This window comes from Xanthomonas euroxanthea, assembly GCF_900476395.1.
GTDB lineage: Bacteria > Pseudomonadota > Gammaproteobacteria > Xanthomonadales > Xanthomonadaceae > Xanthomonas > Xanthomonas euroxanthea.
Genome location: NZ_UIHB01000001.1, coordinates 1,110,954 through 1,124,550, shown reverse-complemented (window position 1 = coordinate 1,124,550; position 13,597 = coordinate 1,110,954). Strand labels below are relative to the sequence as shown.

The 13,597-nt window shown below is 68.2% G+C and carries 12 protein-coding genes; 4 read left to right on the top strand and 8 right to left on the bottom strand.

The window, feature by feature from the left end; translation table 11 throughout:
• Positions 1-128 precede the first annotated feature (128 nt).
• The 5 genes from CPBF1521_RS04855 to sufT form a co-directional block, all read right to left on the bottom strand.
• Positions 129-1,829: a S8 family peptidase gene (locus CPBF1521_RS04855; RefSeq protein WP_115676232.1), complete on the bottom strand. Its 1,701-nt coding sequence runs from the start codon at positions 1,827-1,829 to the stop codon at positions 129-131.
• A 364-nt stretch (positions 1,830-2,193) separates the two neighbouring features.
• Entirely contained in the window at positions 2,194-3,603 is a 1,410-nt protein-coding gene (locus CPBF1521_RS04850) for a S8 family peptidase (protein ID WP_164740885.1), read from the bottom strand.
• Positions 3,604-3,864: 261 nt separating this feature from the next.
• Positions 3,865-5,601, bottom strand: coding sequence for a S8 family peptidase (locus CPBF1521_RS04845; protein WP_115676231.1), 1,737 nt, complete (start codon positions 5,599-5,601; stop codon positions 3,865-3,867).
• Between the two features lie 315 nt (positions 5,602-5,916).
• Positions 5,917-7,002, bottom strand: a complete 1,086-nt coding sequence (locus tag CPBF1521_RS04840) for a branched-chain amino acid aminotransferase (RefSeq protein WP_104649489.1) — start codon at positions 7,000-7,002, stop codon at positions 5,917-5,919.
• Positions 7,003-7,066: 64 nt separating this feature from the next.
• Entirely contained in the window at positions 7,067-7,621 is a 555-nt protein-coding gene (gene sufT / locus CPBF1521_RS04835; RefSeq protein ID WP_016900709.1) for a putative Fe-S cluster assembly protein SufT, read from the bottom strand.
• Positions 7,622-7,796: 175 nt separating this feature from the next.
• Here sufT and CPBF1521_RS04830 point away from each other — a divergent pair, with 175 nt between their 5' ends.
• Complete coding sequence (locus CPBF1521_RS04830; protein WP_115676230.1) at positions 7,797-8,216, top strand: hypothetical protein; 420 nt, start codon at positions 7,797-7,799, stop codon at positions 8,214-8,216.
• 760 nt (positions 8,217-8,976) lie between these two features.
• Here the strand turns inward: CPBF1521_RS04830 and CPBF1521_RS04825 are convergent.
• Positions 8,977-10,434, bottom strand: coding sequence for an NAD(P)(+) transhydrogenase (Re/Si-specific) subunit beta (locus CPBF1521_RS04825; protein ID WP_115676229.1), 1,458 nt, complete (start codon positions 10,432-10,434; stop codon positions 8,977-8,979).
• Positions 10,431-10,736 (bottom strand): NAD(P) transhydrogenase subunit alpha part 2, encoded by a 306-nt coding sequence (locus CPBF1521_RS04820; RefSeq protein WP_115676228.1) that lies wholly within the window; start codon positions 10,734-10,736, stop codon positions 10,431-10,433. The genes CPBF1521_RS04825 and CPBF1521_RS04820 overlap by 4 nt, the downstream gene beginning before the upstream one ends.
• A gap of 123 nt (positions 10,737-10,859) precedes the next feature.
• Between CPBF1521_RS04820 and CPBF1521_RS04815 the strand changes: the two genes are divergently transcribed.
• Genes CPBF1521_RS04815 through CPBF1521_RS04805 form a run of 3 tightly spaced genes read left to right on the top strand, consistent with a single transcriptional unit; the run spans position 10,860 to position 12,261 of the window.
• On the top strand, positions 10,860-11,423 hold the full coding sequence (locus CPBF1521_RS04815) for an RNA polymerase sigma factor (RefSeq protein ID WP_115676227.1): 564 nt from the start codon (positions 10,860-10,862) through the stop codon (positions 11,421-11,423).
• Positions 11,420-11,764, top strand: a complete 345-nt coding sequence (locus tag CPBF1521_RS04810) for a hypothetical protein (protein ID WP_115676226.1) — start codon at positions 11,420-11,422, stop codon at positions 11,762-11,764. Before CPBF1521_RS04815 ends, CPBF1521_RS04810 begins: the two co-directional genes overlap by 4 nt.
• 5 nt (positions 11,765-11,769) lie before the next feature.
• Positions 11,770-12,261 carry a DUF3106 domain-containing protein gene (locus CPBF1521_RS04805; protein WP_115676225.1) on the top strand — a complete coding sequence of 164 codons (492 nt, stop codon included), beginning with the start codon at positions 11,770-11,772 and terminating at the stop codon, positions 12,259-12,261.
• A gap of 187 nt (positions 12,262-12,448) precedes the next feature.
• On the opposite strand, the gene CPBF1521_RS04800 is transcribed toward CPBF1521_RS04805, so the two are convergent.
• Entirely contained in the window at positions 12,449-13,540 is a 1,092-nt protein-coding gene (locus CPBF1521_RS04800; protein ID WP_115676224.1) for an NAD(P) transhydrogenase subunit alpha, read from the bottom strand.
• Positions 13,541-13,597 lie beyond the last annotated feature (57 nt).

Sequence of the window (13,597 nt, the reverse complement as noted above, 5' to 3'; positions counted from 1 at the left end):
TTGCGGCAGCGATCACGCACGTGCCAGGAGACGTGAGTGATGCGCCGGTGCCACGTGCCCGACGCGCGATCACGCGCATAGGCCGGGCGCAGCCCTGCACCCACCGGCGCGCAGGGCCGCGCGCACGTTCAGTACGTGGCCACCAGCGTGACCGCCGAAAATGCCAGCGTGGCCTTGAGCCGCACGTAATACACCCCTGCCGCAGGCGCGGTCAGCGTGCAGCTGTCGGCGTTGCCCACCACCGCGGTACGGCAGCCATAGGCGGTATCGCTAGGCAATGCGCCGGCGCGCAGCGACAGATCGGCATTGCCGCTGCCTCCGCTGAGCGCCACCCGCAGGCTGCGCGTGCCCGCAGGCACATTGACCTGGTAATACAGCGAACTACCGGTCGCCGCGGCCAGGCCGCTGCGCGCTGCATTGCTGGTCAGGGTGGTCGAGGCGATCACCGCAGCCACCGCACCATCGGCATTGACCAGCCCTGCCCCGCACCCCTGCGGACATGCCACCGGCAATGCACGCGCAGTGCTCTTGAGCATGGCTTCGACGCTGGCCGCACTGAGCGGATTGAGCGCCACCGACTGCATCAACGCCACCACGCCGGCCACGTGAGGCGCCGCCATCGAGGTGCCGCTGTAGACCGCGTAACTGGGATTGCCCGCCGCGGTGGTGCCGCTGTTGAGCGTGGACAGAATCGCCTGGCCGGGAGCGGCGATATCCACGCCCTTGCCGAAGTTGGAAAAACTGGCCTTGGCCCCGGACGACGTGGTCGCCGCCACCGCGATCACGTTCGGGCAATTGGCCGGCACGCTGTTGGAGACATCGACATTGCTGTTGCCGGCGGCCACCACCACGCTGGTGCCGCGTGATACCGCGCTGGCGATCGCATTGCTCAAGGTGGTCGAACAGGTGCCGATGCCACCCAGCGACAGGTTGATCACCTTGGCCGGGGTCGGATTGGCCGGCACACCGGACACCGTGCCGCCGGAGGCCCACACGATCGCATCGGCGATATCGGACAGATAGCCGCCGCAACGGCCCAGCACGCGCACCGGCAGCACCTTGGCATTGAATGCCACGCCTGCCGTGCCGGTGCCATTGTTGGCGGCGGCCGCGACAATGCCGGCCACATGGGTGCCATGCCAGCTGGAGCTGGACGCACTGGCACCGCTGCCGCAGTCGTTGGCCGCGGCCCAGTCGCCCACATCGGCGGCGCTGGTGTCGCGTGCGTTGCCGTCGCGGGCGATGAAGGCGTCGCTGATGAAGTCGTAGCCGGCCAGCACATTGGCCGACAGCTCCGGATGCGTGGTGACGCCGGTATCGATCACGGCCACCACCGCGCCCTTGCCGGTCGCCTTGTCCCAGGCCGGCCGCACGTTGATGCCGGCGGTCGTGGTGCCCAGCGCCCATTGCTCGGACAGGCGGGTGTCATTCGGCACCAGCATCGGACGCATCAGCATGTCCACTTCCACGCGCTTGACCGACGGGTCGGCCGCCAGACGCCGCATCAGCGTTTCCGCGTCGACCCGGTCCAGCGCGCGGTCGGCCACCAGCAGTTGCGGCCCGACGCCCAGCCAGCGCGACGACGACAGGCCGAGCGCGCGCCCGCGCCGCGCCGGCACTGCGCGGGCGATCTCGCGCAGCGAGCCGCTCAGACGCCCGCCACGGTTGCCGGCGCTGCTGTCCTTGTAGCTGACGATGAAACGCTGATGGGCCGACGCCGACCCCAGCCCCTGCAGGCTGACATCGCCGGCGAACGCGGGCGCAGTGCCGCACAGCAGTGCACAGGCCAGCGCGACATGGCGTAACCCTTTGAATGATAGATGGTGCATGGATCGACCCCTCCCCAAGATGTCGTGGTGCAAACGCGGGCACAGGTGTGCCGCTTCGCATCGTGGTGAGGCGCGCCGACTGGCGTCGCTGCCCACCTGCCCACGCTATCGACCCGGTACGAGCGGACCTGAGCGGGGATGGCCAGCCAGACGTGGCGAACCATGGGATTCGTTAAGGCGGCGGCTTGAACGGTAGATGCCGGCGGCGACCGGAACTGAGCCGACCTGCCCTCCCCGTACACCCCAAAAACGCCATTGCCCCGCGTTTTGGCGGGGCAATGGGGATACCAAGCGTGCTGCAGCCACACTGCATCACGCAGACCGACGCGGTGCCAACGGTCCGGCCGCTGGCACCGCGCGTGGCTTACGGGGTCTGGCTGACGGCACCGGCCGCGTTGACGATGCCGGCACCGCAGCCACCCGAGCAGGCGCCCGGCAGCGGACGAGCGGTGTTCTTCAACAGGGTTTCCACCGCCGCCGGGGTCAACGGACGGCTGGCCGCCGACTGCACCAGCGCCACCACGCCGGCCACGTGCGGGGCCGCCATCGAGGTACCGTTGTAGGAAGCGTAGCTGGCGCTGCCCGGGGTGGTGGTGCCGCTGTTGAGCGTGGACAGGATCGCCGAGCCGGGGCCGGAGATGTCGATGGTGCTGCCGAAGTTGGAGAAGCTCGAACGCGCCCCTGCCGAGGTGATCGACGCCACCGAGATCACGTTGGCGCAGCTGGCCGGGGTGAAGTTGGCCACGTTGGCATTGCTGTTGCCGGCCGCCACCACCACCGTGGTGCCGCGCGACACCGCGCCGTTGATGGCGTTCTGGTAGGTGCTGGAGCAGGTGCCGTTGCCGCCCAGCGACATGTTGATCACCTCGGCCGGGTTGGCGTTGGCCGGCACCCCGGACACGGTACCGCCGGACGCCCAGACGATCGCATCGGCGATGTCGGAAGTGGTGCCGCCGCACAGGCCCAGCGCACGCACCGGCACGATGCGCGCATTGAACGCGGTGCCGGCCACGCCGGTGCTGTTGTTGGTGACCGCGGCGATGGTGCCGGCCACGTGGGTGCCATGCCAGCTGGAGTTGGCCGCTGCCACGCCGGAGCCGCATTGGTTGGCAGCGCGCCAGTCGCCCTGGTCGGCCGGATTGCTGTCGCGACCGTTGTTGTCGCGCGCGCGTGCCGCGTCGCTGATGAAGTCGTAGCCCGGCAGCACGTTGGCATTGAGGTCCGGGTGGCTGGTGATGCCGGTGTCGATCACCGCCACCACCACGCCGGTGCCGGTGGCCGTATCCCAGGCCGGACGCACGTTGATGCTCGAGGCGGTGGTACCGAAGCCCCACTGCTCGGACAGACGGGTGTCGTTGGGGGTCAGCGTCGGGTACATGATCTGGTCGACTTCCACGTACTCCACGCTCGGGTCGGCGGCGATCCGGCGCATCAGCGTCTCGGCCTCGGCGCGGTCCAGGCCGCGGTCGGTCTTGAGCACTTCCGAGCCCAGCGCGGTGCGACGCACGTGATTCAGGCCCAGCGCACGGCCGGCGCGTGCGGGCACGGCGGTGGCGACCGACCTGAGCGATGCACGCATCGAGGTCGGGCTCACCGCGGCGCTGGAACCGTCCCTGTACTTGACGATGAAGCGATCCAGGGTGGGCTGCGAATCCAGGCCGGAAAGATTGACCTGACCGGCAAACGCCGGCACCGCCAGCAGCGAGGTCAGCGCGGACACACCCAGGACCACTAGCGCGCGCGTGGGCGCACGACGTTGCGACACATTGGACATCGATCGTTCCTTATTTGAGAGGGTGCCGCAGGTGCGGCGAGATGGCCGAACCATCCCCGCGTGCTGCGGATCGGGTCGGGCGGTGCACGGGCGCGTGCGCCCGGCGAGACAACTGACCGATGTCCATTCCGGTCGAGCGGCAACACATCACCGGCGCCTGCCGATGCGGCAGACGTGGGCGATACGTCGCTGATGGGGTAAAGCCGCTCTGCGGCACCGGATCGGCACTGCCCGGCCATGGCCAGGCAGTGCCAACGTGCCTCAGTAGCTGGCGCGCAAGGTCACGCCGGAGAACGTGCTGTACGCCTTGACCCGCACGTAGTACGTGCCCGACGGCGCGCTGATGCTGCAGGTCTCGGCATTGCCGCTGCGGTACGGGCGGCAGGTGTAGGTGGTGTCGGTCGGCGCACTGCCGGCACGCACGTACAGGTCTGCGTCGCCGCTGCCGCCGCTGATCGCCACGGTCAGCGTGCCGCTACCGGCCGGCACCGCGATGGTGTAGTTCAGTTCCGCACCCGTGGCCGCACCCAGTCCGGTAACCGGCGTGCCGTTGGTCAGGGTGTTGCCGGTGCCGCCACCGTTGCTGCCACTGATGGCGGCGGTCACCGCCGCATCGGCATTGACGATGCCGGCACCGCAGCCGCCCGAGCAGGCGCCCGGCAGCGCACGCGCGGTGTTCTTCAACAGGGTTTCCACGGCGGCCGGCGTGAGTACACTCGGCGCGACCGACTGCACCAGCGCCACCACGCCGGCCACATGCGGCGCCGCCATCGAGGTGCCGTTGTAGGAGGCGTAGCTGGCGCTGCCCGGCGTGGTGGTGCCGCTGTTGAGCGTGGACAGGATCGCCGAGCCCGGCGCCGACACGTCGATCCCGGTGCCGAAGTTGGAATAGCTGGCCTTGGCGCCGGCCGAGGTGGTGGCTGCCACTGCGATCACGTTGGCGCAGTTGGCCGGCAGCGAACCGGACACGTTGACGGAATCGTTGCCCGCCGCCACCACCACCGTGGTGCCGCGCGAGACCGCACCGCTGATCGCGTTCTGCATGGTGGCCGAGCAGGTGCCGCCGCCGCCCAGCGACATGTTGATCACTTCGGCCGGGTTGGCATTGGCCGGCACGCCGCTGACGCTGCCGCCGGACGACCAGACGATGGCGTCGGCGATATCCGACAGCGAACCGCCGCACTTGCCGAGCACGCGCACCGGCACCACCTTGGCGTTGTAGGCAGTGCCCGCTACGCCGGTGGTGTTGTTGGTCACCGCGGCCACCGTGCCGGCCACATGGGTGCCATGCCAGCTGGAAGTGGCGGCGGGAATGCCGGTGCCGCACTCGTTGGCGGCGTACCAGTCGCCTTCGTCGGCGGGATTGCTGTCGCGTCCATTGCCGTCGCGCGCCGTGGTGGCATCGCTGATGAAGTCGTAGCCCGGCAGGATGTTGGCGTTGAGATCGGCATGAGTGGTGATGCCGGTATCGATCACGGCCACCACCACATTGGCGCCGGTGGCCTTGTCCCAGGCCGGGCGGATATTGAGGCCGGCGTTGGTGGTGCCGAAGGCCCACTGCTCGGACAGCCGGGTGTCGTTCGGGGTCAGCGTGGCGTGCAGGATCTGGTCCACCTCCACGCTCTGCACGTTGGGGTCGGATGCCAGCTGGCGCATCAGGGTTTCGGCTTCGGCGCGGTCGAGTGCGCGGTCGGTCCTGACCAGCTCCGGTCCCAGCGCCAGGCGGCGCACCGAGTTCAGGCCCAGCGCCTTGCCGGCCTTGGCCGGAACAGCGCGCGCGGCGGTGCGCAGCGACGTGCTCAACGCGGTGGGACTGGCCAGCGCGGTGCTGCCGTCCTTGTAGGTCACGATGAATTTCTGGTGGGTCTGGGCAGTGGCCAGGCCATCCAGATAGACCTCACCGGCAAAGGCCGGGGTCGCCAGCAACAACGAGGTCAGCGCAGCCGCGCTCAGGATGGTGAGTGCGCGGGGGCACTTGCGGAAAGACTCGTTCGACATCGAATTCCCTTCTAGATCAAAGAGCACCGCCGTGGCGGTGGTAGCCGGTGCCGCCTTCCATAGGTCAGCACCGAGGTCCCGGATCGACCCCCTGTTATCGATCCGTTCAGCGAACCTACCGCACTACAACCAGACTGGACAATAAGAAGTTCGCACTTTCTACAAATCAAATATCAGATTTGTGACACCGTACGGCACCGTTCAGTCAGTTGAAGACATGTTCGGACATGCATAGCCACGCCCCTGCTGCGCTGCGCCCAAAAAAAAGGCCCCTGCGCGACTGCGCAGAGGCCTTTTTTGACGCGATGTGTTGGCTCAGGACAGACGCACCAGCCAACCATGACGATCCGGGACGCGCCCATATTGGATATCGGTCAGCTCCTGGCGCAGCGACATGGTCACCTCGCCAGCCGGGGCGGACAGATCGCCGACCGCAAAGCCATCGCCCTTCAACTCGCCGATCGGGGTGACCACGGCGGCGGTGCCGCAGGCGAACACCTCGGTGATCTCGCCCGACGCCACGCCCTGCTTCCACTCGTCGATGGCGACCTTGCGCTCGATCACCTGCATGCCGCGGTCGCGGGCCAGTTGCAGGATGCTGTCGCGGGTGATGCCTTCCAGGATGCTGCCGGACAATTCCGGCGTCACCAGCGTGCCGTCCTTGTAGACCAGGAACACGTTCATGCCGCCCAGCTCTTCGATGTACCTGCCTTCGACCGGGTCCAGGAACAGCACCTGCGAGCAGCCCTGTGCATAGGCCTTCTGCTGCGGCAGCAGCGAGGCGGCGTAGTTGCCCCCGCACTTGGCCGCACCGGTGCCGCCCTTGGCCGCACGTGCGTATTCGGTGGACAACCAGATCGACACCGGCGCCACGCCCTTGGCGAAATACGGACCGGCGGGGCTTGCGATGACGTAGTAAGAGGCCTTGTGCGCGGCACGCACGCCCAGGAACGCCTCGTCGGCGATCATGAACGGGCGGAAATACAGGCTGGTTTCCGGGGCCGACGGGACCCAACTGGCATCCACCGCCACCAGCTGGCGCAGCGATTCGACAAACAGGTCGACCGGCAGTTCCGGCAACGCCAGCCGGCGCGCCGAGCGCTGCAGGCGCTCGCCATTGGCCTGCGGGCGGAAGGTCCAGATCGAACCGTCGGCATGCCGGTAGGCCTTGATGCCTTCGAAGATCTCCTGGCCGTAATGCAGCACCGAGGCGGCCGGATCCAGCTGCAGCGGGCCATAGGCGCGCACCTGCGCGTCATGCCAACCGAGCTCGTTGGTCCAGGAAATGGCGACCATATGGTCGGTGAAATGCAGCCCGAAGCCGGGCGCGGCCAGGATCACGGACAGCTCGTCGGCACTGCGCGGCGACGGGGAACGGGTGGAAGCGAAGGACACGGACACCGGAAGATTCCTGTATGGCGGGCGAAAGGACGCGGCGCCACCTCTTGGACATGGCGCCTGATGATCAGAGCATGCCGGTCTCGAGACGGGCTGCTTCGGACATCATATGCCGGCCCCACGGCGGGTCGAAGACCAGCTCGACGTCGGCTTCGGCAATGGTCGGGATCATTTCCACCTTGCTGCGCACGTCGTCGACCAGGATCTCGCCCATGCCGCAACCGGGGGCGGTGAGGGTCATCTTGACGTCCACCCGGCGCTGATCGTCTTCCTCGCGATGGCTGACCACCGCCTCGTAGACCAGGCCCAGATCGACGATGTTGAACGGGATCTCCGGGTCGAAGCAGGTGCGCAGCTGCTGCCACACCAGCGCCTCCACCTCTTCGTCGCTGGCATCGGCGGGCAGTTCCAGCCCCGGCGGGGCCTCCTTGCCGATCGCATCGCCATCCTTGCCGGCAATGCGGAACAGGTTGCCTTCGACAAAGACGGTATAGCTGCCACCCAGCGCCTGGGTGATATAGCCGTAACTGCCTGCGGGCAGGGTCACCGAATCGCCCTGCGGCACCATGACGGCATCGCAATCGCGTTCGAACTGGACGGGTTCGCTGCTACGGGAATACATGGGCTGGATATGGGGCCGCGGCGGGTGCGCGCAAGTCCGCCATTCTAGCCGACCACGGCAAGGCCGCTGCCGGTTGCCGGATGGAGCCAGCGACGACGCTGCATTCCATCGGCGCGCCCATCACCGCGCAAAGCACGTCGCGCGCCTTATCATGTGCGCACTGTCAGGAGCTCCAATGCCGCCCACCACCGCGTCCGCCAGAACCGCCCACTGGCTCTGGCCCCCGCTCCTGCTGCTGGGATGCGTCACCGCCCTGATCGCCTGGATGCTGATCGCGCTTGCCGCCGGCAACCAGGCCGGCTGGATGGCGGTACTGACGGCCCTGGAAATCGTCTGGATGCTGCGCCTGGGCACGCTGGGCGCCGGCCCGCTGCGCACCGGCGTTGCGATCGTGGCGACCGCGCTGGTCATCGTCGGTGCCAACTGGGGTATCGCCTCGGCGCACCTGGGTGGTGCACTGGGCCTGGACCCGTGGACCTCGGCGCAGAAGATGGGCACCGGGCTGGCCTGGACCCTGCTGCAGCTGGCCAACAACGGTTTCGACCTGCTGTGCTATGCCGCCGCACTGGTCCTGGCGTGGTGGACGGCGCGCTGAGCCAGGCGCGTTTTGTTGCAATCGCCGGCGCACAGATGCGTTGAAGCGGCGGCCGCGCAGCTTCGGGTAACGCTACTGCTACTGGGTGCTATGCGCTTTGTTGCGCTGACGCAGCGATGCCTGGAGAACTGTGCGACTTGGCTACAGGGCCCTTTACCTGGCTGCGGAGCTCTTTACCTGGCTGCGGGGCCCTTGTCCGCCCACCATCGCGGGACACGCCGCAAGTACGTCCTTGTAGGCTCCGGCGCGGCATCCATGCCGCTCAGGGTCCCGCGACGGTGAGCGGGCAAGGACCAGTCGAGAGGGTCGGTGTGCATGGCAAGAGCGGTGCTGGATGCGTCTCGTTCGATCGTGAAGCATCGGTTTCACCTCTGGTGCAAGCCTCACTACAGATAGCTTTTCAAGTGAGCGCCGAACACCTGTCTGGTGCGGTGTCCTCACCGGTTGCGGGACCGTGTGGCGGCATGGATGCGGCCACCGAGCCCCCAGGGACGGGTTCAAGGCGTGTCCCGCAAGCGGTGAGGGCGCCGCGCCCTCGACTAGCCAGGCTTTTGACTATCTGCAAAAACACCGCTGCGAATCGAAAGCCCGGTGTTTTTCTTAAAGCCCCGCGTCCTGCTCGGGACTGGCTGGACACGGCGAAGAGAGCGACTTGGCGCAGCTGTCCTGCAACGCCGCTACACGGGCCCAGGTGCAGAGGACGGCGCCGCTTCCACGCATGACGTCACAGACGCATCCACCTGATCCGTCGCACGAGGCCTCAGTGCCCGCCCCCGTCCAGCGCCTTCAGCTCGCTGACCAGCGCACCGGCCGCTTCCGCGCCATCGCCGTACAGCATGCGGGTGTTGTCGGCGTAGAACAGCGCGTTTTCGATGCCGGCAAAGCCGGTGCCCTTGCCGCGCTTGATCACCACCGTGTTCCTCGAATTGACCACGTCCAGGATCGGCATGCCATAGATCGGACTGGCCGGGTCGGTCCTGGCCACCGGGTTGACCACGTCGTTGGCGCCGATCACCAGCGACACATCGGTGCTGGCGAACTCGGGGTTGATGTCGTCCATGTCGGCGATCAGGTCGTAGGGCACGCCGGCTTCGGCCAGCAGCACGTTCATGTGCCCGGGCATGCGCCCGGCGACCGGGTGGATCGCGAACTTCACCTTGACCCCGCGCGCGATCAACCGCTGCGCCAGCTCCCAGATCTTGTGCTGCGCCTGCGCCACCGCCATGCCGTAGCCGGGCACGATCACCACCCGCTCGGCGAACGCCATCATCGCCGCCACGTCGCCGGCCTCGATCGGCTTCTGCGCACCGCCGATCTCCTGCGCCTGGCCGCCGCCACCGAAGTTGGAAAACAGCACGCCGCTGATCGGCCGGTTCATCGCCTTGGCCATCAAGCGGGTCAGCAGGATGCCGGCCGCGCCGACCATCATGCCGGCGATGATCAGCGCCTCGTTGCCCAGCACGTAGCCCTCGAACGCCACCGCCAGGCCGGTGAAGGCGTTGTACAGCGAGATCACCACCGGCATGTCGGCGCCGCCGATCGGCAGCGTCATCAGCATGCCCAGCGCCAGCGCCACCACGAAGAAGGCGACGATCGCCAGCGGCTGCAGACTGCTGGCCGCCCAGATGCCGAGCACCAGCACCGCCAGTGCCACCAGCAGATTAAAGGCCTGCTGGCCCGGAAACGTCACCCGGCGGTCGAGCCGGCCATCCAGCTTGGCCCAGGCCACGATCGAGCCGGACAGCGACACCGCGCCGATCGCCGAGCCCACCACCGCCAGCACCACGGTGGTGGTATCCGGCCGCCGCGCCGCCAGGTCGGCGATGGCCTGTGCACTCCAGTGGGTGGTATCGCGGTTGGCGAAGAAGGCAAAGCGCAGCAACTCCACTGCCCCGATCGCCGCCGCCGAGCCGCCGCCCATGCCGTTGTACAAGGCCACCATCTGCGGCATGTCGGTGATGGCGACCTTCCTGGCCGACCACCACGCCACCCCGGTGCCGATCGCCAGCGCGGCCAGGATCAGTGGCACGTTATGCAGCTCGGGCAGGAAGAACGTCGCCACCGTGGCGATCAGCATGCCCAGCCCGGCCCAGCGGATGCCGCTGCGCGCGGTCAGCGGCGAGGCCATGCGTTGCAGCCCGAGCAGGAACAGGGTCGCCGCGACCAGATAGCTGGACTTCACCAGCCACGCCAGCAACGCGGCGATGGAGACGTTCATGGCGCGTCCCCGCCCGGCGGCTTCCTGCTGGGCCTGAACATGTCCAGCATCCGCTCGGTCACCACGTAACCGCCGGCCGCATTGCCCGCACCCAGCATCACCGCGACAAATCCCAGCGCCTTTTCCAGCGTGGTGTCGGCATGCCCGAGCACCACCATCGCGCCGATCAGCACGATGCCGTGGATGAAGTTGGAGCCGGACATCAGCGGGGTATGCAGGATCACCGGCACCCGCGAGATGATCACGTGGCCGGCGATGGCCGCCAGCATGAAGATGTACAGCGCTACGAATCCGTCGCTCATCGTCGTTCGCTCCACTGGCCGGTGTGGCCCGCCGATCATACGCACGCCATGCGTGCCTGGGCGCGTGTCAACCGAATCGGCGCTCGCCCGTTGACGTCGTATCGTCTCCGCGGAAGCTACGCTGTGCTGGTGGGAACCCCTTTCGATCCGCAACCTGCCGCACCGGCCGCCACCGCACCGGTTTCGCTGGACGCCTTCCTGGCCGGCATCGGCCCGCGTGCGTTCCGCTTTGCCGAGGCCGGCCTGCGTCACCGCGAGGATGCGCTGGACGCGGTGCAGGACGCCATGGTGAAGCTGCTCGGCTACCGCGAGCGCCCGGCCGCCGAATGGACGCCGCTGTTCTGGAGCATCCTGCGCAGCCGCATCATCGACCTGCAGCGGCGGCGCAGCTTCCGCCTGAAGTTCTGGGCACCGGCCGAGCGCGCCGACGACGAAGGCACCATCGACTGGGCTGACCCCGGCACCGGGCCGGTGGACGAACACCAGCATCAACAGGCCTACCAACGGCTGGTCGAGGCCTTGCGCAGCCTGCCGGCACGCCAGCGCGAAGCGTTCACGCTGCGGGTGCTGGAAGACCTGGACGTGGCCACCACCGCCAAGGCGATGGGTTGCTCGGAAGGCTCGGTCAAAACCCACCTGTCGCGTGCGCGCGACGCGTTGCAAACACAGTTCGAGGATTTCCTGTGAATCGCTCCCACGACCCGGCCAAGCTGGATGCGCACCTGCGCCAGCTGCATGCCACCGCCCTCACCAGCCTGCCGCCGCAGACCCTGGCGCGCCTGCGCCAGGCCCGTCATGCGGCCGCTCCCACGCGTGCCCGACGCGGTTACTGGTTGCTGGCAACCGCGTGTTCGGGGCTGCTGGCGGTCGGCATCGGCCTGCAACTGCGTCCGGGCGAGCCCACCTCGCCTGCCTCCACCCCGACCCAGGCAATGGCCGGCACCACCACCGATACCGACGACATGCTGACCCAGAATCCGGACCTGTACGTCTGGCTGGGGTCCGACACCGCACTGGCCATGGAATAAGCACGATGACCCGCACCACCCGCCTGTTGTTGACCCTGCTGCTGTGCGCGGCGCCCTGCGCCTCCTTGCTGGCCCAGGCCCATTCCCCCGGACCGCCGGGACCGCCACCGCCGGATGGCCCCGGCCCGCGAGGCCCCGGCCCGCGCGCGGCAGACACGCCGATGCCCGAGTGGGACGCGCTCACCCCGCAACAGCGGCAGGTGCTGATCGATGCGCTGCGCGAGCGCTGGAACGATGTGCCGGAAGAACGCCCGCGCATGTATCGCCACGCGCGCCGCTGGCTGGACATGACCCCGGAGCAGCGCAAGCAGGCCAAGGCCGGCATGGACCGCTTCCGCAACATGAGCCCCGAGCAGCGTCGCGAGGCCAAGGCCTTGTTCGACCGCATGCGCACGCTCAACCAGCAACAACGCAACGAGCTGCAGCAACGCTGGCAGAAGATGAGCCCGGCCGAGCGCAGCACCTGGTTGCGCGAGCATCCGCCAACCGACGACTGACGGCAGCGTCGCCGCGGCGAGCGCGGCACGCCATCGCACGGGTGCATCCCGGTCCCAGGTGGACGTGCGTGCGGCCACTGTAGGAGCGCGCTGGCGCGCGATGGAGCTTCATCGGTAACGCTCCATCGCGCGCCAGCGCGCTCCTACCCGGAAACGCCGACGCGCAAGGCGCATGGACGCGGCGGGGCTATGCAGTCGCTGGCGCCGACCAGCGTGTCTTGGCCAGCAGTTCGTCGTCCCAGTCGAACGACAGCGCGCCATCCTTGATCAGCAATGCGGCGAAGGCATAGACATTGCGCGCGAACATCTCGCTGGCGTGCACCGCGCCCTGGCTGGCCAGATCGAGCGGGCCGGCGATCACCACGCCGTCGAGCTCATACGTTTCGCCCGGCCGGGTGGCGGCGCAATTGCCACCGGTCTCCGCGGCCAGATCGACGATCACGCTACCGGCCCGCATGCCGTGCAGCATCTGCATGCTCAGGATCTTCGGCGCCGGCCGGCCGGGCACGGCGGCGGTGCAGACCACCACGTCCACGCCCTTGAGATGGTCGGCAAGACGGCGTTGCTGTTCGGTACGCTCCTCGTCGGTGAGCTGGCGCGCATAACCGCCCTCGCCGGCCGCGCTCACGCCAAGATCCAGGAAGCGCGCGCCCAGCGAGGCGATCTGTTCGCGCGTTTCCGGGCGCACATCGAAGCCTTCGACCTGCGCGCCCAGCCGTTTGGCAGTGGCGATCGCCTGCAGCCCGGCCACGCCCGCACCGATCACCAGCACCTTGCACGGGCGCATGGTGCCGGCGGCCGTGGTCAGCATCGGAAAGAAGCGTGGCGCCAGCTGTGCGGCGATCAGCATCGCCTTGTAGCCCGCCATGCCGGCCTGCGAACTCAAGACGTCCATCGATTGCGCACGCGTGGTGCGCGGCAGCCGCTCCAGCGGGAATGCGATCAATTCATGCTCTGAAAAGGCCTGCGCGCGTGCAGGGTCGGCATCGGGCGAAAGCATGCCGATCAGCACCGTGTGCGGCTTGCACCGCAGCAGGACATCGATCGGCGGTCCCTGCACGCACAGCACCACGTCGGCCTGTCCCAGTGTGTGTGCCCCGGCCAGTTGCGCGCCGGCCTGCTGGTAGGCCGCATCGTCCATGCTGCTGGCGCGTCCGGCGTCCGGCTCGATCCACACGCTGGCGCCAAGCGCGACCAGTTTCCTGATCGTTTCCGGCGTTGCCGCCACGCGGCGCTCGCCGGCCGCCCGTTCTTTCAGCACCAGCACCTGCACAGCCATGGATTGCTCCGGTCTCGCGCTCCAGTGGCGGCGATGCTAGCAGAGCCACGCACCGCC